Source organism: Streptomyces sp. NPDC001204 (assembly GCF_053598035.1).
In genome coordinates, this window is the sequence record NZ_JBSFJL010000008.1 from 177658 (window position 1) to 204241 (window position 26584).

29 protein-coding genes and 1 pseudogene are annotated in these 26584 nt (G+C 70.7%); 26 read left to right on the top strand and 4 right to left on the bottom strand.

Going from position 1 to position 26584, the window contains the following annotated elements; all coding sequences use genetic code 11:
• The first annotated feature begins 37 nt into the window (after positions 1 to 37).
• The 5 genes from ACWC91_RS14155 to ftsH all read left to right on the top strand — a co-directional run bounded on the left by ACWC91_RS14155 (position 38) and on the right by ftsH (position 8079).
• Complete coding sequence (locus ACWC91_RS14155; RefSeq protein ID WP_225079379.1) at positions 38 to 1402, top strand: ammonium transporter; 1365 nt, start codon at positions 38 to 40, stop codon at positions 1400 to 1402.
• The gene (locus ACWC91_RS14160) at positions 1399 to 1737 is read left to right on the top strand and encodes a P-II family nitrogen regulator (RefSeq protein ID WP_225079378.1); all 339 of its coding nucleotides are present in this window, start codon (positions 1399 to 1401) and stop codon (positions 1735 to 1737) included. Before ACWC91_RS14155 ends, ACWC91_RS14160 begins: the two co-directional genes overlap by 4 nt.
• Positions 1738 to 1763: 26 nt before the next feature.
• Entirely contained in the window at positions 1764 to 4211 is a 2448-nt protein-coding gene (locus tag ACWC91_RS14165; protein WP_225079377.1) for a [protein-PII] uridylyltransferase, read from the top strand.
• A 214-nt stretch (positions 4212 to 4425) separates the two neighbouring features.
• Entirely contained in the window at positions 4426 to 5973 is a 1548-nt protein-coding gene (gene ffh, locus ACWC91_RS14170) for a signal recognition particle protein (protein WP_225079376.1), read from the top strand.
• 156 nt (positions 5974 to 6129) lie between these two features.
• On the top strand, positions 6130 to 8079 hold the full coding sequence (gene ftsH / locus ACWC91_RS14175) for an ATP-dependent zinc metalloprotease FtsH (RefSeq protein ID WP_450641800.1): 1950 nt from the start codon (positions 6130 to 6132) through the stop codon (positions 8077 to 8079).
• A gap of 85 nt (positions 8080 to 8164) precedes the next feature.
• Here ftsH and ACWC91_RS14180 read toward each other — a convergent pair whose 3' ends face one another.
• The gene (locus ACWC91_RS14180; RefSeq protein WP_225079374.1) at positions 8165 to 9034 is read right to left on the bottom strand and encodes a type 1 periplasmic-binding domain-containing protein; all 870 of its coding nucleotides are present in this window, start codon (positions 9032 to 9034) and stop codon (positions 8165 to 8167) included.
• A gap of 542 nt (positions 9035 to 9576) precedes the next feature.
• Between ACWC91_RS14180 and ACWC91_RS14185 the strand changes: the two genes are divergently transcribed.
• The 15 genes and pseudogenes from ACWC91_RS14185 to ACWC91_RS14255 all read left to right on the top strand — a co-directional run bounded on the left by ACWC91_RS14185 (position 9577) and on the right by ACWC91_RS14255 (position 20381).
• Positions 9577 to 10173, top strand: coding sequence for a hypothetical protein (locus ACWC91_RS14185; protein ID WP_141357941.1), 597 nt, complete (start codon positions 9577 to 9579; stop codon positions 10171 to 10173).
• Between the two features lie 339 nt (positions 10174 to 10512).
• Positions 10513 to 10941, top strand: a complete 429-nt coding sequence (gene rpsP, locus ACWC91_RS14190) for a 30S ribosomal protein S16 (protein WP_225079373.1) — start codon at positions 10513 to 10515, stop codon at positions 10939 to 10941.
• Positions 10942 to 10946: 5 nt separating this feature from the next.
• A complete protein-coding gene (locus ACWC91_RS14195; RefSeq protein ID WP_005479813.1) occupies positions 10947 to 11186 on the top strand; it encodes an RNA-binding protein in 240 nt (79 codons plus the stop codon).
• Positions 11187 to 11295: 109 nt separating this feature from the next.
• Positions 11296 to 11874, top strand: a complete 579-nt coding sequence (gene rimM, locus ACWC91_RS14200) for a ribosome maturation factor RimM (protein WP_281154308.1) — start codon at positions 11296 to 11298, stop codon at positions 11872 to 11874.
• Positions 11874 to 12707: a tRNA (guanosine(37)-N1)-methyltransferase TrmD gene (trmD, locus tag ACWC91_RS14205; protein WP_450641797.1), complete on the top strand. Its 834-nt coding sequence runs from the start codon at positions 11874 to 11876 to the stop codon at positions 12705 to 12707. The genes rimM and trmD overlap by 1 nt, the downstream gene beginning before the upstream one ends.
• Positions 12708 to 12842: 135 nt before the next feature.
• Positions 12843 to 13193, top strand: a complete 351-nt coding sequence (gene rplS / locus ACWC91_RS14210) for a 50S ribosomal protein L19 (protein ID WP_225079370.1) — start codon at positions 12843 to 12845, stop codon at positions 13191 to 13193.
• Between the two features lie 45 nt (positions 13194 to 13238).
• On the top strand, positions 13239 to 13970 hold the full coding sequence (lepB, locus tag ACWC91_RS14215) for a signal peptidase I (protein ID WP_281154306.1): 732 nt from the start codon (positions 13239 to 13241) through the stop codon (positions 13968 to 13970).
• The gene (lepB, locus tag ACWC91_RS14220; protein ID WP_450641794.1) at positions 13963 to 15054 is read left to right on the top strand and encodes a signal peptidase I; all 1092 of its coding nucleotides are present in this window, start codon (positions 13963 to 13965) and stop codon (positions 15052 to 15054) included. The genes lepB (ACWC91_RS14215) and lepB (ACWC91_RS14220) overlap by 8 nt, the downstream gene beginning before the upstream one ends.
• Positions 14942 to 15952 carry a signal peptidase I gene (gene lepB / locus ACWC91_RS14225; protein WP_225079367.1) on the top strand — a complete coding sequence of 337 codons (1011 nt, stop codon included), beginning with the start codon at positions 14942 to 14944 and terminating at the stop codon, positions 15950 to 15952. The genes lepB (ACWC91_RS14220) and lepB (ACWC91_RS14225) overlap by 113 nt, the downstream gene beginning before the upstream one ends.
• A 151-nt stretch (positions 15953 to 16103) precedes the next feature.
• The gene (gene lepB, locus ACWC91_RS14230) at positions 16104 to 16880 is read left to right on the top strand and encodes a signal peptidase I (protein ID WP_225079366.1); all 777 of its coding nucleotides are present in this window, start codon (positions 16104 to 16106) and stop codon (positions 16878 to 16880) included.
• The gene (locus ACWC91_RS14235) at positions 16870 to 17409 is read left to right on the top strand and encodes an NUDIX hydrolase (RefSeq protein WP_374114060.1); all 540 of its coding nucleotides are present in this window, start codon (positions 16870 to 16872) and stop codon (positions 17407 to 17409) included. Before lepB (ACWC91_RS14230) ends, ACWC91_RS14235 begins: the two co-directional genes overlap by 11 nt.
• 56 nt (positions 17410 to 17465) lie before the next feature.
• Positions 17466 to 17774 (top strand): DUF2469 domain-containing protein, encoded by a 309-nt coding sequence (locus ACWC91_RS14240; protein WP_008745401.1) that lies wholly within the window; start codon positions 17466 to 17468, stop codon positions 17772 to 17774.
• Positions 17775 to 17904: 130 nt separating this feature from the next.
• The gene (locus tag ACWC91_RS14245) at positions 17905 to 18267 is read left to right on the top strand and encodes a YraN family protein (protein WP_225079365.1); all 363 of its coding nucleotides are present in this window, start codon (positions 17905 to 17907) and stop codon (positions 18265 to 18267) included.
• Positions 18267 to 18518: pseudogene (locus ACWC91_RS14250) on the top strand (magnesium chelatase domain-containing protein); the annotation flags it as partial. The gene ACWC91_RS14245 and the pseudogene ACWC91_RS14250, both read left to right, overlap by 1 nt.
• 42 nt (positions 18519 to 18560) lie before the next feature.
• Entirely contained in the window at positions 18561 to 20381 is a 1821-nt protein-coding gene (locus tag ACWC91_RS14255; protein ID WP_450641793.1) for a recombinase family protein, read from the top strand.
• A 39-nt stretch (positions 20382 to 20420) separates the two neighbouring features.
• Here ACWC91_RS14255 and ACWC91_RS14260 read toward each other — a convergent pair whose 3' ends face one another.
• Both ACWC91_RS14260 and ACWC91_RS14265 read right to left on the bottom strand, forming a co-directional pair.
• Positions 20421 to 21581 carry a tyrosine-type recombinase/integrase gene (locus ACWC91_RS14260; RefSeq protein ID WP_450641791.1) on the bottom strand — a complete coding sequence of 387 codons (1161 nt, stop codon included), beginning with the start codon at positions 21579 to 21581 and terminating at the stop codon, positions 20421 to 20423.
• 159 nt (positions 21582 to 21740) lie between these two features.
• A complete protein-coding gene (locus ACWC91_RS14265; protein ID WP_450641790.1) occupies positions 21741 to 22271 on the bottom strand; it encodes a hypothetical protein in 531 nt (176 codons plus the stop codon).
• A gap of 185 nt (positions 22272 to 22456) precedes the next feature.
• Between ACWC91_RS14265 and ACWC91_RS14270 the strand changes: the two genes are divergently transcribed.
• The 5 genes from ACWC91_RS14270 to ACWC91_RS14290 all read left to right on the top strand — a co-directional run bounded on the left by ACWC91_RS14270 (position 22457) and on the right by ACWC91_RS14290 (position 25760).
• Positions 22457 to 22666: a helix-turn-helix domain-containing protein gene (locus ACWC91_RS14270; RefSeq protein WP_450641789.1), complete on the top strand. Its 210-nt coding sequence runs from the start codon at positions 22457 to 22459 to the stop codon at positions 22664 to 22666.
• Positions 22667 to 22980: 314 nt separating this feature from the next.
• Complete coding sequence (locus tag ACWC91_RS14275; protein WP_450641788.1) at positions 22981 to 23376, top strand: hypothetical protein; 396 nt, start codon at positions 22981 to 22983, stop codon at positions 23374 to 23376.
• Between the two features lie 3 nt (positions 23377 to 23379).
• Positions 23380 to 24681 (top strand): AAA family ATPase, encoded by a 1302-nt coding sequence (locus ACWC91_RS14280; RefSeq protein WP_450641786.1) that lies wholly within the window; start codon positions 23380 to 23382, stop codon positions 24679 to 24681.
• A 300-nt stretch (positions 24682 to 24981) separates the two neighbouring features.
• The gene (locus ACWC91_RS14285; RefSeq protein ID WP_450641785.1) at positions 24982 to 25218 is read left to right on the top strand and encodes a hypothetical protein; all 237 of its coding nucleotides are present in this window, start codon (positions 24982 to 24984) and stop codon (positions 25216 to 25218) included.
• 47 nt (positions 25219 to 25265) lie between these two features.
• Positions 25266 to 25760: a hypothetical protein gene (locus ACWC91_RS14290; RefSeq protein ID WP_450641784.1), complete on the top strand. Its 495-nt coding sequence runs from the start codon at positions 25266 to 25268 to the stop codon at positions 25758 to 25760.
• Positions 25761 to 25817: 57 nt separating this feature from the next.
• Here the strand turns inward: ACWC91_RS14290 and ACWC91_RS14295 are convergent, their stop codons facing one another.
• Complete coding sequence (locus ACWC91_RS14295; RefSeq protein ID WP_450641783.1) at positions 25818 to 26009, bottom strand: hypothetical protein; 192 nt, start codon at positions 26007 to 26009, stop codon at positions 25818 to 25820.
• Positions 26010 to 26190: 181 nt separating this feature from the next.
• On the opposite strand from ACWC91_RS14295, the gene ACWC91_RS14300 reads away from it, so the two are divergent.
• Complete coding sequence (locus tag ACWC91_RS14300) at positions 26191 to 26571, top strand: hypothetical protein (protein WP_450641781.1); 381 nt, start codon at positions 26191 to 26193, stop codon at positions 26569 to 26571.
• Positions 26572 to 26584: the final 13 nt, after the last annotated feature.

Consider the following 26584-nt stretch of genomic DNA (forward strand, 5'->3'; position numbering starts at 1 on the left):
GCCCGCACGGGGCCGCACGACCGACGAGGAGACGCCGATGGCATCAGCCGCCATCATGCTGGCGGCGGACGCACCCAAACTGTCGTCCGCCAACACCGGCTTCATGCTCATCTGTTCCGCCCTGGTGATGCTGATGACCCCCGGTCTGGCCTTCTTCTACGGAGGCATGGTCCGGGTCAAGAGCACGCTGAACATGCTGATGATGAGCTTTATCAGCCTCGGCGTCGTCACCGTCCTGTGGGTGCTCTACGGCTTCTCGATGGCCTTCGGCGCCGACCGGGGCTCCCTCATCGGCTGGACCTCCGACTTCGTCGGCTTCAGCGGTATCGGCAAGACCGAACTGTGGCCCGGATACACCATCCCGGTCTTCGTCTTCGCCGTCTTCCAGCTGATGTTCGCGATCATCACCCCCGCCCTGATCAGCGGCGCCCTGGCCGACCGGGTCAAGTTCAGCGCCTGGACGCTGTTCCTGGTGCTGTGGGCCACGGTCGTGTACTTCCCGGTCGCCCACTGGGTCTGGGGCGCCGACGGCTGGGCCGCCAAACTCGGCGTGATCGACTTCGCGGGCGGTACCGCGGTCCACATCAACGCCGGCGCGGCGGCACTCGGCGTGATCCTCGTCATCGGCAAGCGCATCGGCTTCAAGAAGGACCCGATGCGCCCGCACAGCCTCCCGCTGGTCATGCTCGGCGCGGGACTGCTGTGGTTCGGCTGGTTCGGCTTCAACGCCGGCTCCTGGCTCGGCAACGACGACGGCGTCGGCCCGCTGATGTTCGTCAACACCCAGGTCGCCACCGGCACCGCCATGCTCGCCTGGCTCGCCTACGAGAAGATCCGGCACGGCGCGTTCACCACCCTCGGAGCCGCCTCCGGCGCGGTCGCCGGCCTGGTCGCGATCACCCCGTCCGGCGGCGCCGTCTCCCCGCTCGGCGCGATGGCCGTGGGTGCCGTCGCCGGCGTCCTGTGCGCCATGGCGGTCGGCCTGAAGTACCGGTTCGGCTACGACGACTCCCTCGACGTGGTCGGCGTCCACATGGTCGGCGGCGTCGTCGGCTCCCTGCTGATCGGCTTCTTCGCCAGCGGCGAGGGCCAGTCCGCCGTCAAGGGCCTCTTCTACGGCGGTGGCCTGGAGCAGTTCTGGAAGCAGTGCGCCGGTGTCTTCGCCATCCTCGCCTACTCCCTGATCGCCTCCGCCATCCTCGCCTTCCTCCTGGACCGGACCATCGGGATGCGGGTCACCGAGGACGAGGAGATCTCCGGCATCGACCAGGCCGAGCACGCCGAGACCGCCTACGACCTCACCGGCGCGGGCGGCGGAGTCGTCACCGCCGTCACCGCCCCGGCCCTGGCCGCCGCGCAGATCAAGAAGGCCGCCACGCAGAGCAGGAAGGTGGACGCATGAAGCTCATCACCGCCGTGGTCAAGCCCCACCGGCTCGACGAGATCAAGGAGGCCCTCCAGGCGTTCGGCGTCAACGGCCTCACCGTCACCGAGGCAAGCGGCTACGGACGTCAGCGCGGCCACACCGAGGTCTACCGCGGAGCCGAGTACACCGTCGACCTGGTGCCCAAGATCCGCATCGAGGTGCTCGCCGAGGACGACGAGGCCGAGCAGCTGATCGAGGTCGTCGTCAAGGCCGCCCGCACGGGGAAGATCGGTGACGGCAAGGTCTGGTCCGTGCCGGTCGAGACGGCGGTCCGGGTCCGCACCGGCGAGCGCGGACCGGACGCGCTCTGAAACAGCGCGAGGAACAGGAGCCGCCCGTGACGGGAACGGACGTGCGAAGCGAAGCGGAGAACGCGGAGCCGGGCGGCTACGCGGCGGCCCGGCTGCGCCTCCTCACCGAGGGGGCGCGGTCCGGGCCATCGCGCCGGGCCGCGCTCGCCGGACTGACCGACCGCTGGCTAGCGGAGCTGTTCACCAGGGCGGCCGGGGGACCGCGGGGCGTCGCCCTCGTCGCCGTGGGCGGCTACGGGCGCGGCGAGCTGTCGCCCCGCAGCGACCTGGACCTGCTGCTCCTGCACCACGGCGGCGACACCGAGGAGATCGCCGCCCTCGCCGACCGCCTCTGGTACCCCGTGTGGGACCTCGGCATCGCCCTCGACCACGCGGTCCGCACCCCGGCCGAGGCCCGCGGGGCGGCGCGCGACGACCTCAAGGTCCAGCTCGGCCTGCTGGACACCCGGCACCTCGCCGGCGACCTCGGCCTGACGACCGCACTGCGCACCGCGATCCTCGCCGACTGGCGCAACCAGGCGCCGAGACGCCTGCCCGAACTCCGGGAGCTGTGCGCCGAACGCGCCGAACGGCAGGGCGAGTTGGGGTACCTCCTGGAGCCCGACCTGAAGGAGGCCCGCGGTGGCTTGCGGGACGCCACCGTCCTGCGCGCCGTCGCCGCCTCCTGGCTCGCCGACGCACCGCGCGAGGGCCTCGCCGACGCCCGCCGCCGGCTGCTGGACGTGCGCGACGTCCTGCACCTGACGACGGGCCGCGCCTCCGACCGGCTCGCGCTGCAGGACCAGGACCAGGTCGCCGCGGAACTGGGCCTGCCCGACGCCGACGCGCTCCTGCGCCAGGTGTACGAGGCGGCACGCGTCCTCTCGTACGCCGGTGACGTCACCTGGCGCGAGGTGGGGCGCGTGCTCCGGTCGCGCGCGGTGCGGCCGAGACTGCGTGCCCTGCTCGGCGGCGGCAGGCCGGTCGCGGAGCGGACGCCGCTCGCCGAAGGCGTGGTGGAACAGGACGGCGAGGTCGGGCTCGCCCGCACCGCGCGCCCCGAACGCGACCCGGTGCTTCCGCTGCGCGCGGCGGCCGCCGCCGCCCAGGCGGGCCTGCCGCTCTCCCCGCATGCCGTACGGCACCTCGCGGCCACCGCCCGCCCCCTGCCCACGCCCTGGCCCGCCGAGGCCCGCGAACAGCTCGTCACCCTGCTCGGCTCCGGCCGCCCCACCGTCGAGGTCTGGGAGGCACTGGAGGCGGAAGGGCTGATCACCCGGTTCCTGCCCGACTGGGAGCGGGTGCGCTGCCGCCCGCAGCGCAACCCCGTCCACCGCTGGACGGTCGACCGCCACCTGATCGAGACGGCCGTACGCGCTTCCGCCCTCACCCGCCGGGTCGGCCGACCCGACCTGCTCCTGGTCGCCGCGCTGCTGCACGACATCGGCAAGGGCCGGCCCGGCGACCACTGCGCGGCCGGCGAGAGCATCGCCGCGGACGTGGCCGGGCGCATCGGCTTCGACCCGGCGGACACCCGGGTGCTCGCCACCCTCGTACGTCACCACCTGCTGCTCGTCCAGACCGCCACCCGGCGTGACCTGGACGACCCGGTCACCGTCCACGCCGTCGCCGAGGCGGTCGGCACCCAGAGCACCCTCGAACTGCTGCACGCCCTCACCGAGGCGGACGCCCTGGCCACCGGGCCGGCCGCCTGGTCGTCCTGGCGCAGCTCTCTCGTGACCGACCTGGTCGGACGGGTCGGCGCGGTCCTCGCCGGGGACGTCCCCGAGGAGCCCGAGCCCGCAGCGCCCACCGCCGAGCAGGAACGGCTCGCCATCGAGGCCTTCCGCACCGGCGGACCGGCCCTGGCGCTGCGGGCGCGGACCGAACCGTCCGTCGAGGAGTACCCGGGGGAGCCCGAGCCCCTCGGCGTCGAGCTGCTGATCGCCGTCCCCGACCAGCCCGGCGTCCTGCCCTCGGTCGCCGGAGTGCTGGCGACCCACCGGCTCGCCGTCCGCACGGCCGAGCTACGGCCCCTGGACCTGCCGGACGGCGTCGCCCCCGGCTCCGTACTCCTGCTGGACTGGCGCGTCGCCGCCGAGTACGGCACCCTGCCCCGGGCCGCCCGGCTGCGCGCCGACCTCGTCCGGGCCCTGGACGGCACCCTCGACATCGCGGCCCGCCTCGCCGAACGGGACGCCGCCTACCCGCGCCGCCACGGCGTGGCGGCGCCCCCGCCCAGGGTCACGGTCGCCCCGGCCGCCTCCCGGCACGCCACCGTGATCGAGGTCCGCGCCCAGGACGCGCCGGGGCTGCTGTTCCGGATCGGGCGGGCGCTGGAGGACGCGGGGGTGCAGGTGCGCAGTGCGCACGTGTCGACGCTCGGCGCCAACGCGATGGACGCCTTTTACGTCATGAGTGACAAGAGCACTCCGCTCTCGGCCGAGGAGGCGGCTTCTGTGGCCCGCAAGCTGGAAGACGCGTTGCAGGCGTGACCTTGTGGTCCTCCCATGCGTTGAACGGATGTGCTCCCGCCGCCGCGGAGGTGGCGTTGGAGAGAAGCCGACATGGACGCGATGTAGTCCCCGCCGGTGCGGGGTGTGTGTCCCTGCTCGCTGTATTCAGCGGGCAGGGACGCTTTGCTTGCCGAGCCGGATACCCTGGAAGGCGCTCAGACTGCCGACCCCGACCCCGAGGACCGACGCCGCCGTGTTCGATACTCTCTCCGACCGCCTCAGCGCGACCTTCAAAAACCTCCGCGGAAAAGGCAGGCTGAGCGAAGCGGACATCGACGCCACGGCGCGCGAGATCCGCATCGCCCTGCTCGAAGCCGACGTCGCCCTCCCCGTCGTGCGTTCGTTCATCAAGAACGTCAAGGAGCGTGCCCTCGGCGCCGAGGTCTCGAAGGCGCTGAACCCGGCCCAGCAGGTCCTCAAGATCGTCAACGACGAGCTTGTCACGATCCTCGGCGGCGAGACCCGCCGCCTGCGCTTCGCCAAGCAGCCGCCCACCGTGATCATGCTGGCCGGTCTGCAGGGCGCCGGTAAGACCACGCTCGCGGGCAAGCTCGGCAAGTGGCTCAAGGAGCAGGGTCACTCCCCGCTGCTGGTCGCCTGCGACCTCCAGCGTCCGAACGCCGTCAACCAGCTCAGCGTCGTCGCCGAGCGCGCCGGCGTGGCCGTGTACGCGCCCGAGCCGGGCAACGGGGCGGGCGACCCGGTCAAGGTCGCCAAGGACTCCATCGAGCACGCGCGGACCCAGGTCCACGACATCGTGATCGTGGACACCGCCGGCCGCCTCGGCATCGACCAGGAGATGATGCAGCAGGCGGCGGACATCAGGGATGTCATCAGCCCCGACGAGATCCTGTTCGTCGTCGACGCGATGATCGGCCAGGACGCCGTCAACACCGCGGAGGCCTTCCGCGACGGCGTCGGCTTCGACGGCGTGGTGCTGTCCAAGCTCGACGGTGACGCCCGCGGTGGCGCGGCCCTGTCGATCCGGCAGATCACCGGCAAGCCGATCATGTTCGCGTCCAACGGTGAGAAGCTCGACGACTTCGACGCCTTCCACCCTGACCGGATGGCCTCCCGCATCCTCGACATGGGTGACCTGCTCACCCTGATCGAGCAGGCGGAGAAGACGTTCAGCCAGGAAGAGGCCGAGAAGATGGCCTCCAAGCTGGCGTCCAAGAAGGGCCAGGACTTCACCCTGGACGACTTCCTGGCCCAGATGGAGCAGGTCAGGAAGATGGGCAGCATCAGCAAGCTGCTCGGGATGCTGCCCGGCATGGGCCAGATCAAGGACCAGATCAACAACATCGACGAGCGGGACGTCGACCGCACGGCCGCGATCATCAAGTCGATGACCCCGGGCGAGCGCCAGGACCCGACCGTGATCAACGGCTCGCGTCGCGCCCGTATCGCCAAGGGTTCCGGTGTCGAGGTCAGCGCGGTGAAGAACCTGGTCGAGCGGTTCTTCGAGGCGCGCAAGATGATGTCCCGCATGGCCCAGGGCGGCGGAATGCCCGGCATGCCGGGGATCCCGGGCATGGGCGGCGGTCCCGGCCGGTCCAAGAAGCAGCCGAAGAAGGCCAAGGGCAAGCAGCGCTCCGGCAACCCGATGAAGCGCAAGCAGCAGGAGCAGGAGGATGCGGCCCGCCGCGCCGCCGCTCAGGCGGGCGGCGCCCTGGGGCTGCCGCAGCAGGGCGGCCAGGACTTCGAGCTTCCGGACGAGTTCAAGAAGTTCATGGGCTGAGGCCCGCCGGGGAGTTCATGGGCTGAGGCCCACCCCGAGCGCCGTACGGGACGCGCGTGTCACCCGTACGGCGTCCGGACGACGCTGAGGGCGCCCTTTCACGGAAGGGTGCCCTCAGCGCGTGCCGGTGTACGCCATGTGCCGTAACGTCCAGATATGAGCAATGCGGCGCCGCCGCGCAACGGCTCTGACCAGCCGTGGCGCACCGAGGGCACGCCGGACGAGCCGCCCAGGCAGCCCGGGGGCAGAAGGATGCGCGGCAGGTGGTGGGGCCTGCTCGTCACCGCGGTGATCGTCTTCCTGCTGGCCTACGGCGGGCTGAGCTACTACAACCAGGGCAACGAGCCGACGATCTCGTACACCGAGTTCAGCAGGCAGCTCGACGCGGGCAACGTCGGCACGATCTACTCCAAGGGCGACGCGATCCAGGGCCGGCTCAAGAGCGCCCAGGCCAATCCCGAGGGCGGCGGGAAGTACACCAAGTTCAAGACGCAGCGCCCGGCCTTCGCGGACGACAAGCTCTGGCAGAGCCTGAGCAGCCACCATGTCACGGTGACCGCGCAGCCGGTCGTGCAGGAGCGCGGCCTGCTGTCGAATCTGCTGCTCTCGCTGGCGCCGATCGCGGTGCTGGCGGCGCTGTGGATCTTCTTCGCGCGGCGGATCGGCTCGGGTCTGGGCGGGCCGGGCGGTCTGCTGGGGCGCAAGACGCCGCCCAGGCCGGTCGAACTCCAGCCGGGCACCCAGCGCACCACCTTCGCGGACGTGGCGGGCATCGACGAGGTCAAGGGCGAGCTGGACGACGTCGTCGACTTCCTGGAGCATCCGGACGCCTATCGCCACATGGGCGCGAAGATGCCCCGCGGGGTGCTGCTCACGGGACCCCCGGGCACGGGCAAGACGTTGCTCGCGCGGGCCGTGGCCGGTGAGGCGGATGTGCCGTTCTTCTCGGCGTCGGCGTCCGAGTTCATCGAGATGATCGTGGGGGTGGGTGCCTCCCGGGTGCGCGAGCTGTTCGCTGAGGCCCGCAAGGTGGCGCCGTCGATCGTCTTCATCGACGAGATCGACACCATCGGCCGGGCCCGGGGCGGCGGTGCCTCGGTGGGCGGGCACGACGAGCGCGAGCAGACGCTGAACCAGATCCTGACGGAGATGGACGGCTTCTCCGGCTCGGAGGGCGTCATCGTGCTCGCCGCCACGAACCGCGCCGACGTGCTGGACCCCGCGCTCACCCGTCCGGGCCGTTTCGACCGGGTGGTGAGCGTCTCGCCGCCGGACCGGGGCGGCCGCGAGGCGATCCTGCGGATCCACACCCGCCAGATCCCGCTCTCCCCGGACGTGGACCTCGCCCGGGTGGCCCGTACGACTCCGGGCATGACCGGGGCGGAGCTGGCCAACCTCGCCAACGAGGCCGCACTGCTCGCGGTCAAGCGCCGGCAGGAGCAGGTGACGCGGGCCGACTTCTCGGAGGCGTTGGAGAAGGTCCAGCTCGGCGCCGAACGTGCGCTGGTGATGCCCGAGGAGGAGCGCAGGCGCACCGCGTACCACGAGAGCGGGCACGCCCTGCTGGGCATGCTCCAGCCCGGCGCCGACCCCGTTCGCAAGATCACCATCGTCCCGCGCGGGAGGGCGCTCGGGGTGACGCTGTCGACGCCGGAGTCCGACAAGTACGCGTACACCGAGGAGTACCTGCGGGGCCGCATCATCGGCGCGCTGGGCGGCATGGCGGCGGAACACGTCGTCTACGAGGTCATCACGACCGGTTCCGAGCACGACCTCGAGCAGGTCACCGGCATCGCACGCGGGATGGTGGCCCGCTGGGGCATGAGCGAGCACCTGGGCCGCCTCTCCGCCCTGCCGGACGACGCCCAGCAGGCCTACGGGCTCGCCGCCGCCCCGCAGACCCTGGACGCCATCGACAGCGAGATGCGGCGCATCGTCGACGAGTGCTACGAGGAGGCGTGCCGCAAGCTGCGTGAACACCGGGGGCAGCTGGACGCGCTGGCGCAGGCGCTGCTGGAGAACGAGACGCTGGAGGAGGCCGACGCCTACCGGGTCGCCGGGATCACCCGCCTGCGGAAGGAGGCGGAGGCCGACGGCGTCCAGTGAGCTTCGGGGGTGTGCGGGCGCCGGTGTCCGGGCGTCCGGGTCCGGGGTGTCCGGGTCCGGGGCGTCGTGTCCAGGGCATCCGCGTTCAGGGGGTCCGTGCGATCAGGTACCGGAAGACGTTGGGCATCCACACGGTGCCGTCCGGCCGCTGGTGTGCGTGCAGGGCCTCGGTGAGTTCCTTGTCGACCTGGTTGCGGTCGGTGGCGGCGACGGCCGCGTCGAAGAGCCCCGTGGAGAGCAGACCGCGTACCGCGCTGCCGAGCTCGGCGTACCCGAAGGGGCAGGCGACGCGGCCGGAGCCGTCCGGCCGCAGACCGGCGCGCCGGGCCACCTCCTCCAGGCCGTCGCGCGGGGCGGGGCGCCGGCTGCCGGGGCTCCGCAGCGGGTCGGCGAGCTTGGCCGCCACCCGCAGCACGGACGAGGTCGCGCAGCGCTCCGGCGGTCCCCAGCCGGTCAGGACCACGGGCGCCCCCCTCTCGGCGAGCGGCGTCGCGGCGGCGAGCAGACCGGCCGGCCCCTCCGAGTCGCCCGCGAGGGAGCCGCTCGTGCAGGCGATCGGCTCGAAGGCGGTCACGAGGGTGTACGCGGGGCCGCCGGGGACGGCGGCGTCCCGCGGTGGTCCGTCGACGATCCGGGCGGTCGCACGCGTGCGTGTGTCCCACGGTTCCGGCAGCAGCCGCCTGCGGGCGAGGGCGAGCCGCTCGGGGCAGGAGGAGTCGACGCCGGTGACCGTCGCGCCTCTGGCCGCGGCCAGGAGCAGGGCGAGTCCGGAGCCGCAGCCGAGGGCCAGCAGCCGTGTGCCGGAGCCCACGTCCAGTCGCGCGTAGACGGCCTCGTAGAGCGGGACCAGCATGCGTTCCTGGATCTCGGACCAGTCACGCGCGCGTGCGCGTGTCTCCGCGTCGGGCACTGTTGCCGTGTGCCGTACGTGCTGCCGCACGAGCGCAGGTGTCATGGATGGGCGCCCCAATCCGCCGAGTGCTGTCGCTGTGCCCGGTTCCGTGGCCCCCGTGCCGTGCGCTCCCACTTCCCCCGTATGTCAGGTAACTCCGAGCCCTTCCTCGCGTCCAGGGGTCGCGGGGCCCTGTTTGTGTCCTGTGGCGGTGCGGGCCGGGATTTCACGTCCCGGCAACCTGGATCCGAGATCAACGTGGCCGGAAGTCGGCTTGTCCTGTGGGCCGCTGCCGGACGCCGGAGGCGCACCGGGTAACCTCGCGGGCGTCGCGGGCGCCGACCGGGATGAGGGTCCCCGGCCGGGATGCGGCCGAAACGCCTCTTGCGCGTGGCGCGATCCCGACGCCCCCCGCGTGCGCCAGGGGCGTACGCGCCGGCGCGTACTCCCTTTGCGCACCACCTTGGGTGGAGCTGTGCGGCTTCTCCGCAGATCAGCGCACCCGCCCTCGTCAGGACGCATCAGCGACGACTGACGGGTACGTGCAAATTATTTGGGATGCCCCGGAATAGGAACACAGCGGCCCTCCGGCTCGTTGTCATTACGTGAGCACGACACCACCTGTTCTCGCCGCAGAGCTGGCGCAGGCGTGGGCCGACATTCAGCGGTACCACCCCGAGCTGCCGGATCTTGCCGCGCCTGAGTCCCTGATCGGCGAGTCGTCGTCCGCGTGCGGACACGAACTCTCCTTCGAGCGACTGCTTCACGAGGCAGTCCATGGCGTAGCCGCCGCGCGCGGCGTACGCGACACGTCCCGTGCCGGCCGCTACCACAACCGCAGGTTCCTCGCGATCTCCGAGGAGCTGGGCCTGGACCACCCCGAGGAGCCGCACCCGAGCAGTGGCTTCTCGCTGGTCACGCTCAGCCCCGAGGCGAAGCGGCGCTACCGCCCGACGATCGAGCGCCTCCAGCGTGCGCTGAAGGCCCACTCGGTCGCCACCTCCGCCGACACCGGCCGTTCCTTCCGCGGACCCGCCGCCCGCCACGGCTCGTCCGGCGGTGGGGTCAGGGTCAAGGCGGTGTGCGACTGCGGTCGCAATGTGCGGGTCGTCCCCTCGGTCCTGGCCCAGGCCCCGATCATGTGCGGCGGCTGCGGAAAGCCGTTCAGGATCCCGGAGCCGGTGGGCGCGGCGGCCGGCTGACCGGCTCACCGCGTACCGGCATCTCGTGGGTGCCGGCTGAGCGGCAGGACTGGTGCGCGGGGTGCCGCCGTACGCGGCGGCACCCCCGCCGGCGCGGGCAGGCGCACGCATCGACGGCACCCGGAGCGCCGGGTGCGGCTCCGTGGCGCCCGGGGGCGGCCCCCGCACCCTCCGCGGAGGGACGCCTGCCAGGTGTGGCACAATGGCTAGCTGTACTCGACAGCCGCACAGGACCCCTCTCTCCTCCGGCTGACGCGTCCGTCGGGCACTCGGGTACCGCAACCCCACGCGGCATCTCCGCCGTGCCCAACCACGTCAAATCCAGGAGAACCCACTCCCGTGGCAGTCAAGATCAAGCTGAAGCGTCTGGGCAAGATCCGTTCGCCTCACTACCGCATCGTCGTCGCCGACTCCCGTACCCGCCGTGACGGCCGGGCCATCGAGGAGATCGGTCTGTACCACCCGGTGCAGAACCCCTCGCGCATCGAGGTCAACGCCGAGCGTGTGGCGTACTGGCTCTCCGTCGGCGCCCAGCCGACCGAGCCCGTGCTCGCCATCCTGAAGAAGACCGGCGACTGGCAGAAGTTCAAGGGCGAGCCCGCCCCCGCGCCGCTGCTCCAGCCGGCCGAGAAGGCCGCGCGCCCGTCGTTCGAGGCCATCGGTGGTGACGACGAGAACAAGGGTGAGGCCATCACCCAGAAGAAGAAGGCTGAGAAGAAGGACGAGGCCGCCGCCGAGTCTTCTTCGGCTGAGTCGACCGAGGCCTGAGCAGCATGCTCGAGGAGGCGCTTGAGCACCTCGTGAAGGGCATCGTCGACAACCCTGACGATGTGCAGGTCGCCTCGCGCGACCTGCGCCGCGGGCGCGTGCTCGAGGTCCGGGTGCACCCGGACGACCTCGGCAAGGTGATCGGCCGCAACGGTCGTACCGCACGTGCCCTGCGCACCGTCGTGGGCGCCATCGGCGGCCGAGGTGTCCGTGTCGACCTCGTCGACGTGGACCACGTCCGCTGACGCTTTTCGCAACCGGCTCGGGCCGGGGAGGGCCGCTGGGCCGTCCCCGGCCCGCAGTCGTATGAGCCGCCCGGCGGCTCGCGTTCAGATCCGACAGGAGATCTTCCACGTGCAGCTGGTAGTCGCACGGATCGGCCGCGCCCACGGCATCAAGGGCGAGGTCACCGTGGAGGTACGTACCGACGAGCCCGAACTGCGGCTCGCCCCCGGCGCCGTCCTGGCCACCGACCCGGCGTCCGCCGGCCCGCTGACCATCGAGACGGGCCGCGTCCACAGCGGCCGCCTCCTGCTGCGCTTCGAGGGCGTGCGCGACCGCACTGCCGCCGAGGCCCTGCGCAACATCCTGCTGATCGCCGAGATCGACCCGGAGGAGCTTCCCGAGGGCGAGGACGAGTACTACGACCACCAGCTGATGGACCTCGACGTCGTCACCACGGACGGCAAGGAGGTAGGCCGGATCACCGAGATCTCCCACCTGCCCTCCCAGGACCTCCTGATCGTCGAGCGTCCGGACGGCACCGAGGTGATGATCCCGTTCGTCGGGGAGATCGTCACCGAGATCGACCTGGAGGAGCAGCGGGCGGTCATCGACCCGCCGCCCGGCCTCATCGACGACCAGGACGTCCGCGACGAGGCCGTCGACGGACCCGGCGCCTCCTCCCGCACGTCCGCGGAGGAAGAGTCCTGATGCGGCTCGACGTCGTCACGATCTTCCCCGAGTACCTGGAACCCCTGAACGTCTCCCTGGTCGGCAAGGCACGCGCGCGTGGACAGCTGAACGTGCACGTCCACGATCTGCGCGGCTGGACGTACGACCGCCACCACACGGTCGACGACACGCCCTACGGCGGCGGCCCCGGCATGGTCATGAAGACCGAGCCCTGGGGCGATGCCCTGGACACCGTCCTCGCCGACGGCTACGAGACCGGCTCGCACACGCCCGCGCTCATCGTCCCGACGCCCAGCGGCCGCCCCTTCACCCAGGAACTCGCCGTGGAGCTCTCCGAGTGCCCCTGGCTGATCTTCACGCCGGCCCGCTACGAGGGCATCGACCGCCGGGTGATGGACGAGTACGCCACCCGGATGCCCGTCTACGAGGTCTCCATCGGCGACTACGTCCTCGCCGGCGGCGAGGCGGCCGTGCTGGTCGTCACCGAGGCCGTGGCGCGGCTGCTGCCCGGCGTCCTGGGCAACGCCGAGTCGCACCGCGACGACTCCTTCGCGCCCGGCACGATGGCCAACCTCCTGGAAGGCCCCGTCTACACCAAGCCGCCGGAGTGGCGCGGCCACGGCATCCCCGAGGTGCTGCTCAGCGGCCACCACGGGAAGATCGCCCGCTGGCGCCGCGACGAGGCCCTGCGGCGCACGACGGCCCACCGGCCCGACCTCATCGAGCGCTGCGCTCCGAAGGCCTTCGACAAGAAGGACCGCGAGATGCTGTCCATCCTGGGCTGGTCGCCGGACCCCGAGGGTGAGGCGCACGGCCGATTTTGGCGCAGGACCGACGGCGTGGAAGAATAGAGCGCTGTTGTGCGCCGGTCCGGCGTGCGCCCCTGCCGCAGGGGGACACGACGCCCGTCCCGACCCGTGCAGCACCAACCCCGAACATCTAGTTTCCGTTGATGACCTGTGGCATCAACGAAGAAAGCAGACGAAATGTCTCACCTGCTCGACTCCGTCGACGCCGCGTCGCTGCGCGAGGACGTCCCGGCCTTCCGCCCGGGCGACACCGTCAACGTCCACGTCCGCGTTATTGAGGGCAACCGCTCCCGTGTGCAGCAGTTCAAGGGCGTGGTGATCCGTCGCCAGGGCTCCGGCGTGCGCGAGACCTTCACGGTCCGCAAGGTCTCCTTCTCCGTCGGCGTCGAGCGCACCTTCCCGGTGCACACCCCGATCGTCGAGAAGATCGAGCTCGTCACCAAGGGTGACGTGCGCCGCGCCAAGCTGTACTACCTGCGCGAGCTGCGCGGCAAGGCCGCGAAGATCAAGGAGAAGCGCGAGAACTGAGCGCCTCCCGGAGTTCATGGCGGGGCCGGATAACATTCGGCCCCGATGGACACCGAAGCACAGCAGACGGAGCGCGACCGCTCCTCCCGCCCTTGTGACGGCGAACCCGGTGAGACCCCGGGGGCGCGGGGGCCGGAGGAACGGTCGCGTTTCGCGTTGATGTCGCGGATCACCGAGTGGCTTCCCGGCGGGAGGATCACCCTGACCGCGCTGAGCGGCATGGCCTTCCTGCTGCTCCTCAACACGTTCGTGATGCAGCCGTTCGAGATTCCGAGCGGATCCATGGAGCCGGGATTGAGGATCGGGGACCGCGTCGTCGTAAACAAGTTGGCGTACCGTTTCGGAGCCGTGCCACGGCGCGGCGACGTCGTCGTGTTCGACGGCACCGGGTACTTCGGGGACGGCGACTACATCAAACGCGTTGTGGGTGTAGGCGGAGACCATGTGGTCTGCTGTGACAAGGAGGGCAGGATCCAGGTGAACGGCCGGTCGGTCGACGAGTCGACGTTCCTCCACCCCGGTGACAGCCCGTCCGCCGTGCCCTTCGACGTCGCCGTGCCCGAGGGCACCCTGTTCGTCCTCGGCGACCACCGGGGCGACTCCAGCGACTCCCGCGACCATCTGGGCTCGCCGGGCGGCGGCATGATCCCGGTCGGCGACGTGATCGGCCGGGCCGACTGGATCGTCTGGCCCTTCGGCCACCGGACCCACCTGCACCGGCCGGACGCCTACGCGCGCGTGCCCGCCGCCGGCCATGCGGGCGGCAGCCATGGGTAGCCGCGGCCGACCCCGCGGTGTCTCCGCCAACGCCGCCGACAACCTCCTGCCCACCGGCGCTCGGCGCGCCGCGGCTCCGGCCGGCGGCCGCACCCGCGCGGAGCGGCGCAAGCTGCAACGCAAGGTCAAGCGACGGCGCAGGCGCTCCGCGGTCCGGGAGATACCGCTCCTCGTCGGCGTCGCCGTACTCATAGCCCTGGTGCTGAAGACCTTCCTCGTGCAGGCCTTCGTGATCCCGTCGGGCTCCATGGAGCAGACGATCCAGATCGGCGACCGGGTCCTGGTCGACAAGTTCACCCCGTGGTTCGGCGCCAAGCCGCAGCGCGGCGACGTCGTCGTCTTCCACGACCCGGGCGGCTGGCTGGCCGGCGAGCAGACCCCCCAGAAGGACGACCCCGTCGGGGTCAAGCAGGTCAAGCAGGGTCTCACCTTCATCGGCCTGCTGCCTTCCGACGACGAGAAGGACCTCATCAAGCGGGTCGTCGGCGTCGGTGGTGACCACGTCAAGTGCTGCGACACGCAGGGCAGGGTGACCGTCAACGGCGTTCCCCTGGACGAGGGGGACTACCTGTATCCGGACAACGCCCCCTCCAACACCCAGTTCGACATCACCGTCCCCCGGGGCCGGCTGTGGGTGATGGGCGACCACCGGGCCAACTCCGCCGACTCGCGCGCCCACCAGGAAACCCCGTACGGCGGAACCGTCTCGGAGAACTCCGTGGTGGGGCGGGCCATGGTCATCGGCTGGCCCGTCGGCCACTGGACCATGCTGAAGGAGCCGAAAACCTTTTCTTCGGTGCCCGACGCGGCGGCTGGGTCGACCGCCGCTCCCCGGCTGTCGCATAGGGTTGTACCAGACGATCCGAACGGATCGGTTCGACTCCCGAGCCCTGCGGAACTCCCGCTCGTTATGGGAGTGGTGGGCCTGCGCCGCACACGGGGCAGGCGGCGGCACGGAGTGAGGAGTTGGCGTGGGGGATGTGGCGGTTGGCGCACGGTCCGGACACGACGGCGAGGAGCACCGCGGACACCCCGAGGGAGCGGCGGACCCCGCTGCGCGCAGCGCCGTGACCTCCGGGAGTGAGAGCGATACAGCCGAGGACGGCACGGTGACGGAGCACAACCACAGCGGTGACCAGGGGAGCGGGGGCAGCACCCCCGAGGCGAGGAAGCCCCGCTCCTTCTGGAAAGAGCTGCCCATCCTGATCGTTATCGCGCTGGTGCTGGCGCTGCTGATCAAGACCTTCCTCGTACAGGCGTTCTCGATCCCCTCGGACTCGATGCAGAACACCCTTCAGCGGGGCGACCGCGTCCTGGTCGACAAGCTGACCCCGTGGTTCGGCTCCGAGCCCGAGCGCGGCGAGGTCGTCGTCTTCCACGACCCGGACGACTGGCTGGCGGGCGAGCCGGCGGCCAGCCCGAACGCGCTGCAGACGGTGCTCAGCTGGATCGGCCTGATGCCGTCCGCGGAGGAGAAGGACCTCATCAAGCGCGTCGTCGGCGTGGGCGGCGACACCGTCGAGTGCAAGAACACCGGCCCGCTGATGGTCAACGGCAAGCCGCTGTACGAGCCGTACGTCTACCCCGGCAACACGCCGTGCAGCGTCGACGACCAGGGCGGCCAGTTCACGGTGCACGTGCCCGAGGGCTACATCTGGGTGATGGGCGACCACCGGCAGAACTCCCGGGACTCGCGTTACAACCAGACCGACAAGAACCACGGCATGGTCCCGGTCAAGGACGTCGTCGGCCGTGCCATCGTCAAGGCCTGGCCGATCAACCGCTGGGGCACGCTGCCGGTCCCGGAGACCTTCGACCAGCAGGGCATCAACGATCACTCCTCTGCGGCGGGTGCCCTGACGGTGGCCCCCCAGGGCGTGGCCCTGACCGCGGTCGTGCCGGTGGCGCTGTGGCGGCGCAGGCGGGCCGCGAAGGCCGCGGCCGGTACGGGCACTCCGACGACGGCCACGGGAAGCCGCTGAGCCGCTGGGCCGCCGAGCCGGGGCAGTGCGGCGGTGCGGCGGCTTCCGCCAGTACCGTCCGCCGCCGCTGTGAAGTCCTCGTGGAGGGTGCGGCGGTGGCCCGGAAGGAGGGGCTGCCCCGTTCCGGTACCGCCCGGTAGGGTTCCGGTCCATGGGTGGCGAGAGCACGACGCGTACGGCCCCGCGCAGCGGCGGCACAGGCAGGGACCCGGTGGGCGGCAAGGCCGGGCAGCGGCTGTCCGGGCTCGCGGTGGCCGTGGGGCTGGTGCTGTTCCTCGCGGGATTCGCGTGGGCGGCGGTGATCTACCGCCCGTACACCGTGCCCACCAGTTCGATGGCGCCGACGATCGGCATCGGCGACCGGGTGCTGGCCCAGCGGGTCGAGGGCGGTCAGGTGCACCGCGGTGACGTGGTCGTCTTCCACGACACGAACTGGGTGCAGAACTCCGCCGTGATCAAACGGGTGGTCGCCGTCGGCGGCGACACCGTCTCCTGCTGCGAGCAGGGCAAGCTGACCGTCAACGGTAAGCAGGTCGACGAGCCGTACCTTAAGGGCGCCGTCGCCGAGGCCGGCGGTTTCCCGACCGTGAAGGTGCCCCAGGGCCGGCTGTTCCTGCTCGGCGACGAGCGCCAGGGCTCCCTCGACTCCACCGCCCACCTCACGGACGCGGCCGCGGGGACCGTCTCACGCGATGCCGTGGACGCCCGGGTCGACGCCGTCGTGTGGCCCATGAAGGGCCTGCTGGAGCGCCCCGCCGGCTTCGAGGCGCTCGGCGCCCTCTCCCAGCCGGGCCCGCTGCGCACGATCGCCACGATGATCGTGGCGGGTGCCGTCCTGGTCCTCGCCGGGGGCGCCTACGGCCCGATCGCGACGCGGCTGGGCGGCTCGCGCGCCCGCACCCGGACGGAGCCGGCCGGTGCTCGCTGAGGACGCCGGGGACGCCGAGGGCGCCGAGGGCACGGACGGTCACCGCGGCGGACTGCGCAAGGTCGCCCGGGTGGTCCTGCTCGACCCCGAGGACCGCGTCCTGCTGCTGCACGGCCACGAGCCGGACGACCCGGCCGACGACTGGTGGTTCACCCCGGGCGGCGGCCTGGAGGGCGCCGAGACGCGCGAGGAGGCCGCTCTGCGGGAACTCGCCGAGGAGACGGGCATCACCGAGGTCGAACTCGGCCCGGTGCTGTGGCGCCGCACGTGCTCGTTCCCGTTCGCGGGCCGACGCTGGAACCAGGACGAGTGGTACTACCTGGCCCGTACGGACCGGACCGCGATCGAGGCCACGGCCCTGACCGAGCTGGAGCGGCGCAGCGTCGCCGGAGCGCGCTGGTGGACGTGTCAGGAACTGATCCGGGCACATGAGACGGTGTATCCGACCAGACTCGCCGAGCTGCTGCGCACACTGCTCGACGAAGGTCCCCCGGCCGGGCCCGTGACCCTCGACACCGAAATCGTCTAGGGCCTCATGGGACTGGCGCACAATGGTGGGATCGCACGGCTGAAGGGGAACATGCCATGAGCGCCGAGGACCTCGAGAAGTACGAGACCGAGATGGAGCTCAAGCTCTACCGGGAGTACCGCGATGTCGTCGGTCTGTTCAAATATGTGATCGAGACCGAGCGGCGCTTCTACCTCACCAACGACTACGAGATGCAGGTCCACTCGGTACAGGGTGAGGTGTTCTTCGAGGTGTCGATGGCTGACGCCTGGGTGTGGGACATGTACCGGCCGGCCCGGTTCGTGAAGCAGGTACGCGTCCTCACGTTCAAGGACGTGAACATTGAGGAGCTGAACAAGACCGATCTGGAGCTGCCAGGCGGGTGAGGGGCGTCAGCGGTCCTCTCCCGATGTCGCTCGCGTGAGTGGCAGCGTTGTCCACAACCGGTGAGTAGCCCACCAAGATCCACTCCGTGGGGCCGGATGCGTGACCGTGGGCGCCGGAGGTGGTGCCGACATGAACGCACGAAGCGCGCTCGGCAGGTACGGAGAGGGCCTGGCGGCCCGGCGGCTGACCCAGACAGGCATGACGGTCCTGGAGCGCAACTGGCGCTGCGGCAGGACGGGTGAGATCGACATCGTGGCCCGGGACGGCGATGTCCTGGTCGTCTGCGAGGTGAAGACCCGCCGGGAGGGGCTCTTCGAGCATCCGATGGCCGCGGTCACGCCGGAGAAGGCCGAGCGGCTGCGCGGCCTCGCGGAACGCTGGATCCAGTCCCATGGCGGGGTGCCGCCCGGAGGCGTCCGTATCGACCTGGTCGGCGTCCTGCTGCCCCGGCGCGGCGCCCCCGTGGTCGAGCACGTACGGGGGGCCGCCTGATGGGCTTCGCGCGTACGTGCTCCGTGGCCCTCGTCGGTGTCGAGGGCGTGGTCGTCGAGGTGCAGGCCGACCTCGAACCGGGTGTCGCCGCCTTCACGCTGGTGGGCCTGCCGGACAAGAGCCTCACCGAGAGCCGGGACCGGGTGCGGGCCGCGGTGGTCAACTCCGGTGGCGACTGGCCGCAGAAGAAGCTCACGGTCGGGCTCAGCCCGGCCTCGGTGCCCAAGGCCGGCAGCGGCTTCGACCTGTCAAGCACTTCGCGCGGACGCTTTTAACCGCTACGCTCATTTGCCATGAAGACCGAGGCCGCCAGCGGTGCCCGACGCCGCGTCATCATCTACTGCCGCATCTCAGACGACCGCGAGGGGCGTCGGTACGGCGTGAGACGCCAGGAACGCGACTGCCGGAAGCTGGCCGCAGAGCTGGACGTCGATGTCGTCGAGGTCCTGGTGGAGAACGACATCTCTGCCTACTCCGGCAAGCCGCGACCGAAGTACGACCGCATGCTGAAGATGCTCCGCAACGGTGAGGCGGACGGCGTCCTGGCGCTGACGTCCCGACGCCTGCAGCGCCGCTACCGCGAGGCCTTCGACTTCCTGGACCTGGTGGAGGAGAAGAGCCTTCTCGTGGCCACCGTGAAGGGCGGCGCCTACGACCTGACCACGGCGGACGGCCGGCGCGAGGCTCGCCGGAAGGCCGTGGACGACCAGCACGAAGCCGAGGAGATCGCCGAGCGCGTCAAGGATGCCAAGAAGGACAACCTCCGCGAGGGCACCTACCGTGGCGGCCCGCGTCCGTTCGGGTACGAGAGCGACGGTGTGACCCCCCGGTCACTGAAGTGCCCGCAGTGCCCCGCCACGGAGGGGTTCATCATCGACCGCGAGGATGACGGCACCACCGACGACTTCACGGTCAAGGCCGTCTGCGGCGGGTGCGGCTCCGAGGCCGAGATCGCACCGGGCTCCGAGGCATGGCATCTCGGCACAGCGGTGGACGCCATCATTGCGGGGGACTCCCTGCGGGCGATCTGCCGCGAGTGGGCGGCGAACGGCGTACGCACGGTGCCCCGTCGCAAGCGCCTTGAAGACGGCAGCCGCACGGAACCCGAGGCGCGCGAATGGCAGCCGACAGAACTACGCCGCGCGCTGTTGCGCCCACGGAACGCCGGGCTGATCGACCACCGCGGTGAGATCGTCGGAAAGGCCGCGTGGCCGCCCCTGACGACCGAGGAGAAGTGGCGCGCGGTCAAGACCATCTTGGAGCAGCCGGAGCGCCGTACGACGCCGGGGAACGCCCGGAAGTGGGTCGGGTCCGGCATCTACCGCTGCGGGGCTCTCGTGGTGCGATACAGGGCCGCTGACGGCCGGGAGTTCGTGCACTGCGGCCAGTACACGGACGGCGAGGACGCGTGGCCCCTGTACGTCGCCGCGGAGACCTCCGAGGGGGAGCGCATGACGCCCCCGCAGTTGGAAGAGACCTTCGGCAAGCTGAAGGCAGTCAAGGTGGACCCCGTCCCCGAGGGCCGGCAGGGCTGCCGCGACACGCTGCGGTGCTCCACGGCAGGCGTCGGCACCGGCCGGAAGCACATCGTGGCCTACAGGTGCCGTACCGCCGTCCACGTCACCCGCACTGCCGAGCTGCTCGACGAGTACGTCGAAGCGGTGGCCATCGAGCGCCTGAGCCGTCCGGACGCGGTGAGCCTGTTCGCTCCGAGCCCGGAGAGCGGGGAGCCGACGGAGCACCTGGCGACCCGGGCCAACACGCTCCGGGTCAAGCTCGACCAGTACGCGGCGGACTACGACGATGATCTGATCACCCGGAAGCAGATGCTCGACGGCACGGCCCGCACCCGCGCCAAGCTCGCCGAGATCGAAGCGGAGATGACGCGCCGGGCCACGGTGCCCGTGCTCGCACGTCTGCCCCTGGGGACGCCGGAGATCCGGAAGGCGTGGGAGGGGTACACCCTCGAGCGGAAGCGCGCGATCATCGACGCCCTCATGGTGGTCACCGTGCTGCCCGCGCGCCGCGGCCGGCCGAAGGGCTTCAGGCCGGGGACCGGTCAGGTGTACTTCGACCCGGACGCCGTGCGGATCGAGTGGAAGCAGCCGGGGTGAACCGGGGGAGTGGCGCAGAGCGGTCCGCCGGGGCGACGCCTACGGCTGGCCGCTCTCGCGCATCCTGCGGCGCACGGCCGTGATCGGGTTGTTCGCCTTGCCCTGCGCGGGCTCGACGTAGTGGCGGCGGACCGTGAGGGAACCGGGCTTCCAACGGCCCTGCGCGGTCGGGTCCTCGCCCGCGTCCGCGATCTCCTGAGCCGGGCCGCGTCGCAGTCCGTGCGCGGTCACCTTGGACGGGTCCGGCAGGCCGGCGAGTGCCGCCCGCGCCTTGACGATCTCGCCGACCGCGTCCGGGGACAGAGCGCCCGCTCGAGGACCGCTGGCCTGGATGGTGCCGCCGCGGGAGATCCGCCGGAACAGTGGGCCGGAGGTGTGACCCTGCGCGCGCAGTTCCTCCAGCCAGGCCCGCACCCGTACGACCGGGCACACCACCGGGTCGTCCGGCCAGGCCGGCGCGAACGTCTCTGCGCCCTTCGCGGCCTGGTCGGTCTTGGAGAACGCCACGCGGATCGTGACACCGTCCTCGTCGACGGCGAGGTGTTCGATCAGGAGGTTCGCGAGTTCGGACCGCCGGGCGAGCATCCCCCAGCCGACAGTGAGCAGCGCGGCATCCCGGGCCGCCTTCGGCCGCTCGCCGTCCTTGTCCACCGTGCAGGTGGCCACCAGCTGCACGAGCGTCTCCGTGCGGATGCCGGGCGCCTTCTTCGGACTGCGTCGCTGCGCCCATGCGCGTGCGTGCTTGCGCAGGGCTTCGCGGGCTTCCTTCATGCCCGGGGCCTGGCCGTCAGGGTGCCCGGTCCGGATCGCCGACATGGCGACCTGGATCGTCGACGGGGACTTGTCCAGCCGGATGAGATGACCGACGTATTCGACAAAGGTGGCGGTCGTGCAGGGGAGTGGTACCCGCCCCTGCTGCGCACACCACGCCTCGAATTGCCGGCGGGCCGAGGCGTACGTACGAGAGGTGTTCTCCGGCTGCGCTGCGTCGAGAAGCTCGGCGGTGGCCTCAGAGATCCGGAAGTCGGCTTCCGAGTAGGTGGGGGCGTCGGCGGCCGTGGGGATCGGTGCGTTGGGGCGCAGGAGGGTGTGGCGGTCGATGAGCGGGCGCGCGGTCGGCGCCGGGGCGAGCGCGGGAAGGTGCTCGCCCTCGTCGACGAGTTCGGCGTCGACGATTTCAGTCGGGTCTGTGTCGGCCATGACTCCCCCTCAAAGTAGCCCCGTATAAGGGAAATTATACGGGGCTACGGCAGGTAACGGGGCGGCGTCATCCCTTACCTCTTAGGCGCGCGGTCCGGCTCAGCGCTGGTGTGGTCCTTGTGCTCGGGGTGAGCCGGTCGACCTTACGGGCTCGAGCGCTCATCCGGCTTGCCCCCTTCGAGCCGGAGGTAGGAACTCCCGCTTCCGGGCTTCGCTCACCCATCGGTGCACCGTGCGCACGGGGGCCCCCGACAATTCCGCGATGCCCGGCGCCGGCGACTTCTTAGCGGCGACGAACCATCGGTACGCCTCTGCCACGTCCTGTAGGAACGCGTCAGTGATACGCCCCTCTGGGGGCTGAATCGCTGGCAGGGGCGTAGCAGGGTCTTCCGGGTCGTCAGAGATCACGGTCTTGTCGTAAGGGATCCAGCCGCCAAGGTTGCCGTACTGATTCGCCGTCTCCGTGAAGTACTGCTCCAGCGAGTCCAGCGTCGGCGCTTCGGCGCCTCCGGGCTCCGTTAGCACCTGGTGCACGCCGGGTAGTGAGGCGTGAATGCCGATTTCGGCGAACGGGACTCGACGCCACGATCGGCCGCTGATTGCTTCGTCGGACTTCAGTACCACCGCATGCGGGTCAAGGCGCTGCGCGTCGTTGGGCCCGGCGGGGCGGAACTGCAAGTAGGCGACCATCCCGCCTGTCTCTGCGGCCCTGATCCAGCCGCCTGGCCGGTACGAGAGCTGCCAGTCTCCAAAGCGATACATGCGGGCAGCATCGCACTGCGCCACGGGGTGCGCAAGTGACACCACGTACTTGCGTGCATCGCGCCGGACGGCTACGGTCCCTGCGTAAGTGACCCGCTTACGCAGGAGGGGTTGTGGGCAGCACGCTCATCCCGAAGATCAATCTGTCTATCCCTGAGACCGTCACCGCTTCTGGCATCGGCCGGACGACTCTCTTTGCTCTGATCAAGTCGGGGGAGCTGCAGAGCATCAAGATCGGCTCCCGCCGGTATGTCCCGGTCGCTGCCCTGAATGAGTACCTGGAGCGTCTGCGCGCTCAGCAGAACGGGAGCGCCGCGGCATGAGTGACGTCATGAGCGCTGCTGAACGTGCCGCCGAGTGCGAGGCCCGAGGCGACACCGCCGGGGCTCGCTACTGGCGTTGCGTACAGCGAGCGGTCGATGAAGCCCCACCGCTCAGTCCCGAGCAGATGGCCCAACTGCAGGTCCTCGTCAGGACCGACCACCAGCCCCGAACCACCGCAGCGTGAAAGCGGCCCCCGCCAGGACGCCGGTGTTCCCGCACCGGCCCAGCGAGGGCCAGGCGCCGCCGCTCATGACGAAGCCCCGGCTCTACCGCCAAGCAGCCCGGGGCTCGTGCACATCTGAAGGAGACACCTGTGGACGAGGATACCGCCCAGCGGTCCCCCGACCCCGACGCCATCACCGCACTCTGGGCCAACGCCAAAGCAGCCTGGACGGACCGCGCCTTCCCCAAGTACGGCACCTTCCAGTGGTGCGCCCTCTCGCCCGAGGACCCGCGCCGGCTGGCCGCGGCCCTGGAAGCGGCCGAGATGTGGAGGCAGTTCGGCGACGAGGAAGAACTCGTCGACTGGCTGAAGAACCTGTCCCGTTCGCCCGCCGACGTCCTCCGGGCACGGCCCCTCGCCGAACTCGACGAACTGGCCAAACCCAAGCCGCCCCACCGGCTCCGCGCCACCCCGGGCTGGCCGCCCATCGCCGTACCAGGCAAGCCCGGCAAGTACCTGGCCCACCGTGCACAGAAGGCAGCCTGACCGTTGACCACGAACCTCGACCCGCTGCGGTTCTGCGACCACCCGACCAGCGACGGCCGGTTGTGCGATATGACCGAGCCGACGCATGTCGGGGGGCAACTGGGTCACGCGTTCCAGCCCCCGACGTCAGCGTCTGCCGACGACCAGGAGTCCATGTGGGACTCCGACCCAGACATGCAGCCGCCGCCGGACCCGGGCGACGATGGCCGGCGGACCGGGGCAGAGCGGGACAGCGCGCAACAGGGGCGGAGATCGTGGCGCGGACAAGACCTGTCGCCCTTCGTGAACGGCTCGTACAAGCCCGCCCTGCCAACCGTAGGCGCCCGCGCTGACGGCGTGGGCGTGCTGTACCCGGGACGCATGAGCACGGTTGCTGCCGAGTCCGAGGCGGGCAAGACCTGGCTCGCCTGCATCCTCGCCCTGCAAGAGCTGGTCCGCGGCAACCATGTTGTCTACCTCGACTTCGAGGACGAAGCTGCCGGGGTCGTCGGTCGAATGCTGCCTATGGGGGCAACGGTCGATGACCTGCTGGAACGCTTCCACTACATCCGGCCCGAGGAACCGCTTGGGGTTGCTGACCTGGTCGACCTCGCGGAAGTGCTGGCTCTCGGACCCACGCTCGCCGTGGTCGACGGGGTCACCGAGGGCATGTCGCTGCACGGGCTGAACATCAACGACAACAAGGACGTTGCCGTGTTCGGCCGGAAGGTACTGCGCCCCTTGCAAGACGCTGGCCCTGCCGTCTTCACCTTGGACCACGTCGTGAAGTCGTCGGAGTCTCGCGGCAGGTACGCGATCGGCGGCGTGCACAAGCTGAACGGCCTGAACGGCGTGATGTACCTGATGGAGAGCGTCAAGCCGTTCGGCATCGGGATCAAGGGCCGGTCACGGCTCAGGATCGCGAAAGACCGGCCCGGCCAGCTGCGTAAGGAGTCGCTTCCTCAGCAGGGAGGCCACTTCTGGTTTGCGGACCTGGTCGTCGATGCGACGGAGCCGAACCTGATCGAGGCCGTCCTGTACCCGCCGGTCGAACAGGCCGCGATCGAGCAGCTGGCTGCCGAGCGAGAGGAAGCTTCGAAGGAGGAGGCCGACATCGAAGCCCGGAAGCCGAAGGTCCTCGCCGTGCTGGCGAAAGCCAGGAATCCCTTGACGCAGAACGAAGTCACCGACCTCGTCGGGGGGCGGGCATCTCTCACGAGGAAGGCGCTCACCCAACTGGTGTTCGCCGACCTGGTCGCTCAAACCGCGGGCGCCAACCGGTCGAAGCTCTTCAGCCTGCCGGAGCAGAGCGAGGACAAGTCGTGAGCCCCCAAGTGCGTCCCGGTGCGTCCCGCTGCGGGACCGCAGACGCCGAGGCGGGCGAATACGTGCAGGTCAGAGGGTGGGCAGGTGTGTCCCGGACTCAGAGAAGCGTGCGTCATGCAACTGACGACCAGTCACGGGACACACCCGTACCCATCTTGACCTGCAGAAACTCTGACACATGCAGGTGTGTCCCGGTGCGTCCCATGCTCGTCCCGGACACACCTCGGTCGGTGCGTCCCACCCCCCTTTAGGGGGGGACGCTCCACCAGTCCCAGCCGCCCCAGCCTGAACGGACATCTCATGAACGAGCAGCCCAGTCCTTATCAGGCGCTCGCCGCCGCCCTTGTAGATCAATACGGCTGGGACCGCGCAACCCAGATCGCCACCGCAGTGCGCGGCTACGTCTACGACAGCCCCAACCCAGGCCCGTACCGCGACGAAGCAGAAGCCATCTACAAGCGCCTCGGCTGGGAACAGGCCGCCCTACTCGCCTGCTGGTTCCGCGACGCCCGCCACTGGCCCGCAGACCGCCACTGACCCCGCCGCCACCCGGCGGCCGGCCACCACGAAGAAGGAGAACCACCGTGCTGGACCCGAAGAACCTCCACAGCCTCGACGAGGCAACCGCCCTCGGGCTCACCGCCCTGTGGAACGACGCCGTACCGGCGATCCTGCACATGCTCGACCACCAGGTCCACGACATCCGCGAAGGCATCCGCCAGGCGCTCGAATGCGACCGCGAGGACTGCGAGACGCACGGCGTCCGCCACCGCGACGGCGACGCCGAATGCCCCTGCTGGGGCTGCGAGAACGCCGGTCTCCTCACCATGGCCAAGGACACCAGGCACTGGCTCACACGCGCCCATGACGGCACCGGGGACCAGTGGGAGTACGACCCGGATGCGCTGCTCGGCCAGGTCACTACCTGGCTCTACGTCAACAGGCAGGCACCCAAGTCCGCCCCGACCTACCACCTCGGCGCCGTGTACCGCCTCGCCGCGGAACTGGCCGACCAGGCCGCAGCCCAGCACAGGGCCCATCTCATGTCCCTGCCCAACGACCCGTGGGGACCGCAGTAACCCCGCAGCCCGACAGCCGGGCCCGCACGAACCGGGCCCGGCCTATCCCCGATCGTCTCAGCCCCCGCCCAGGACGTGGAGACGGACATGGCCGACACCACCGGCCAGCAGCTCATCGAGAAGGCCCTCACCTCGGTCGAGGACCGCGTACAGCAGCAGATCCAAGCCGCCCGCACCCGCCGCGACCGCGAGCGTGAGCAGCGCGCCCAACTCGCCGCCGCACGAACCGCCGGCCTCGCCCGACGGCACGCCACACGACTCCGCAACCAGGCCAACCGTGGGGATATCGACACGGTTGCCGGGTCCCCCGAGGACCCCGCAAACGACAGAGGTCCCGCCAGGACCCCTGTACCGGACAGCCCGTCCACCTCAAGTGACCGGTCGCAGCACCGCCGCGCGCGTACGCGCGTGCATGCACATGGAGAAATCAATGAGTGAGCCGCAGACGACCTCGTTCGAGTCGAGCCGGAAGGACACCAGTTTCGAGGGGCGTGCCGAGTTGGATGCGGCGTGGCGGTTCTTCCGCCGGAGCTTGATCGCCCTGTTGAGGGAGGGGCGTCGCCCGGATGCCCCGGATCCGGAGACGTTGGCGAAGCTGACGCCGATCGCCGCGGAGGCTACCCAGGTGCTGCGCCGACTGGCCAACGAGGCGCAGTCCGCGGTGTCCGGCTCTGCTCGTAACCGCGAGTTGATGGAGCGGGAGGAAGCCAAGTTGCGGCGGCTGCTGGGCCGGGCGGCCCGGAAGGGCTCTTCTGGCGCGGCGCGAATGCTGCGCACCCTCGACCGTAAGGGCCCCGACGACGCGGCGTGACCGACCGCACCCG

Excerpts from the sequence above, each read along its gene's own strand:
- ACWC91_RS14155 (WP_225079379.1), top strand. The coding sequence starts at position 38 with ATGGCATCAGCCGCCATCATGCTGGCGGCGGACGCACCCAAACTGTCG.
- ACWC91_RS14160 (WP_225079378.1), top strand. The coding sequence starts at position 1,399 with ATGAAGCTCATCACCGCCGTGGTCAAGCCCCACCGGCTCGACGAGATC.
- ftsH (WP_450641800.1), top strand. The coding sequence starts at position 6,130 with ATGAGCAATGCGGCGCCGCCGCGCAACGGCTCTGACCAGCCGTGGCGC.
- ACWC91_RS14180 (WP_225079374.1), bottom strand. The coding sequence starts at position 9,034 with ATGACACCTGCGCTCGTGCGGCAGCACGTACGGCACACGGCAACAGTG.
- ACWC91_RS14195 (WP_005479813.1), top strand. The coding sequence starts at position 10,947 with ATGCTCGAGGAGGCGCTTGAGCACCTCGTGAAGGGCATCGTCGACAAC.
- trmD (WP_450641797.1), top strand. The coding sequence starts at position 11,874 with ATGCGGCTCGACGTCGTCACGATCTTCCCCGAGTACCTGGAACCCCTG.
- rplS (WP_225079370.1), top strand. The coding sequence starts at position 12,843 with ATGTCTCACCTGCTCGACTCCGTCGACGCCGCGTCGCTGCGCGAGGAC.
- lepB (WP_281154306.1), top strand. The coding sequence starts at position 13,239 with ATGGACACCGAAGCACAGCAGACGGAGCGCGACCGCTCCTCCCGCCCT.
- lepB (WP_450641794.1), top strand. The coding sequence starts at position 13,963 with ATGGGTAGCCGCGGCCGACCCCGCGGTGTCTCCGCCAACGCCGCCGAC.
- lepB (WP_225079366.1), top strand. The coding sequence starts at position 16,104 with ATGGGTGGCGAGAGCACGACGCGTACGGCCCCGCGCAGCGGCGGCACA.
- ACWC91_RS14240 (WP_008745401.1), top strand. The coding sequence starts at position 17,466 with ATGAGCGCCGAGGACCTCGAGAAGTACGAGACCGAGATGGAGCTCAAG.
- ACWC91_RS14245 (WP_225079365.1), top strand. The coding sequence starts at position 17,905 with ATGAACGCACGAAGCGCGCTCGGCAGGTACGGAGAGGGCCTGGCGGCC.
- ACWC91_RS14255 (WP_450641793.1), top strand. The coding sequence starts at position 18,561 with ATGAAGACCGAGGCCGCCAGCGGTGCCCGACGCCGCGTCATCATCTAC.
- ACWC91_RS14260 (WP_450641791.1), bottom strand. The coding sequence starts at position 21,581 with ATGGCCGACACAGACCCGACTGAAATCGTCGACGCCGAACTCGTCGAC.
- ACWC91_RS14265 (WP_450641790.1), bottom strand. The coding sequence starts at position 22,271 with ATGGTCGCCTACTTGCAGTTCCGCCCCGCCGGGCCCAACGACGCGCAG.
- ACWC91_RS14285 (WP_450641785.1), top strand. The coding sequence starts at position 24,982 with ATGAACGAGCAGCCCAGTCCTTATCAGGCGCTCGCCGCCGCCCTTGTA.
- ACWC91_RS14300 (WP_450641781.1), top strand. The coding sequence starts at position 26,191 with ATGAGTGAGCCGCAGACGACCTCGTTCGAGTCGAGCCGGAAGGACACC.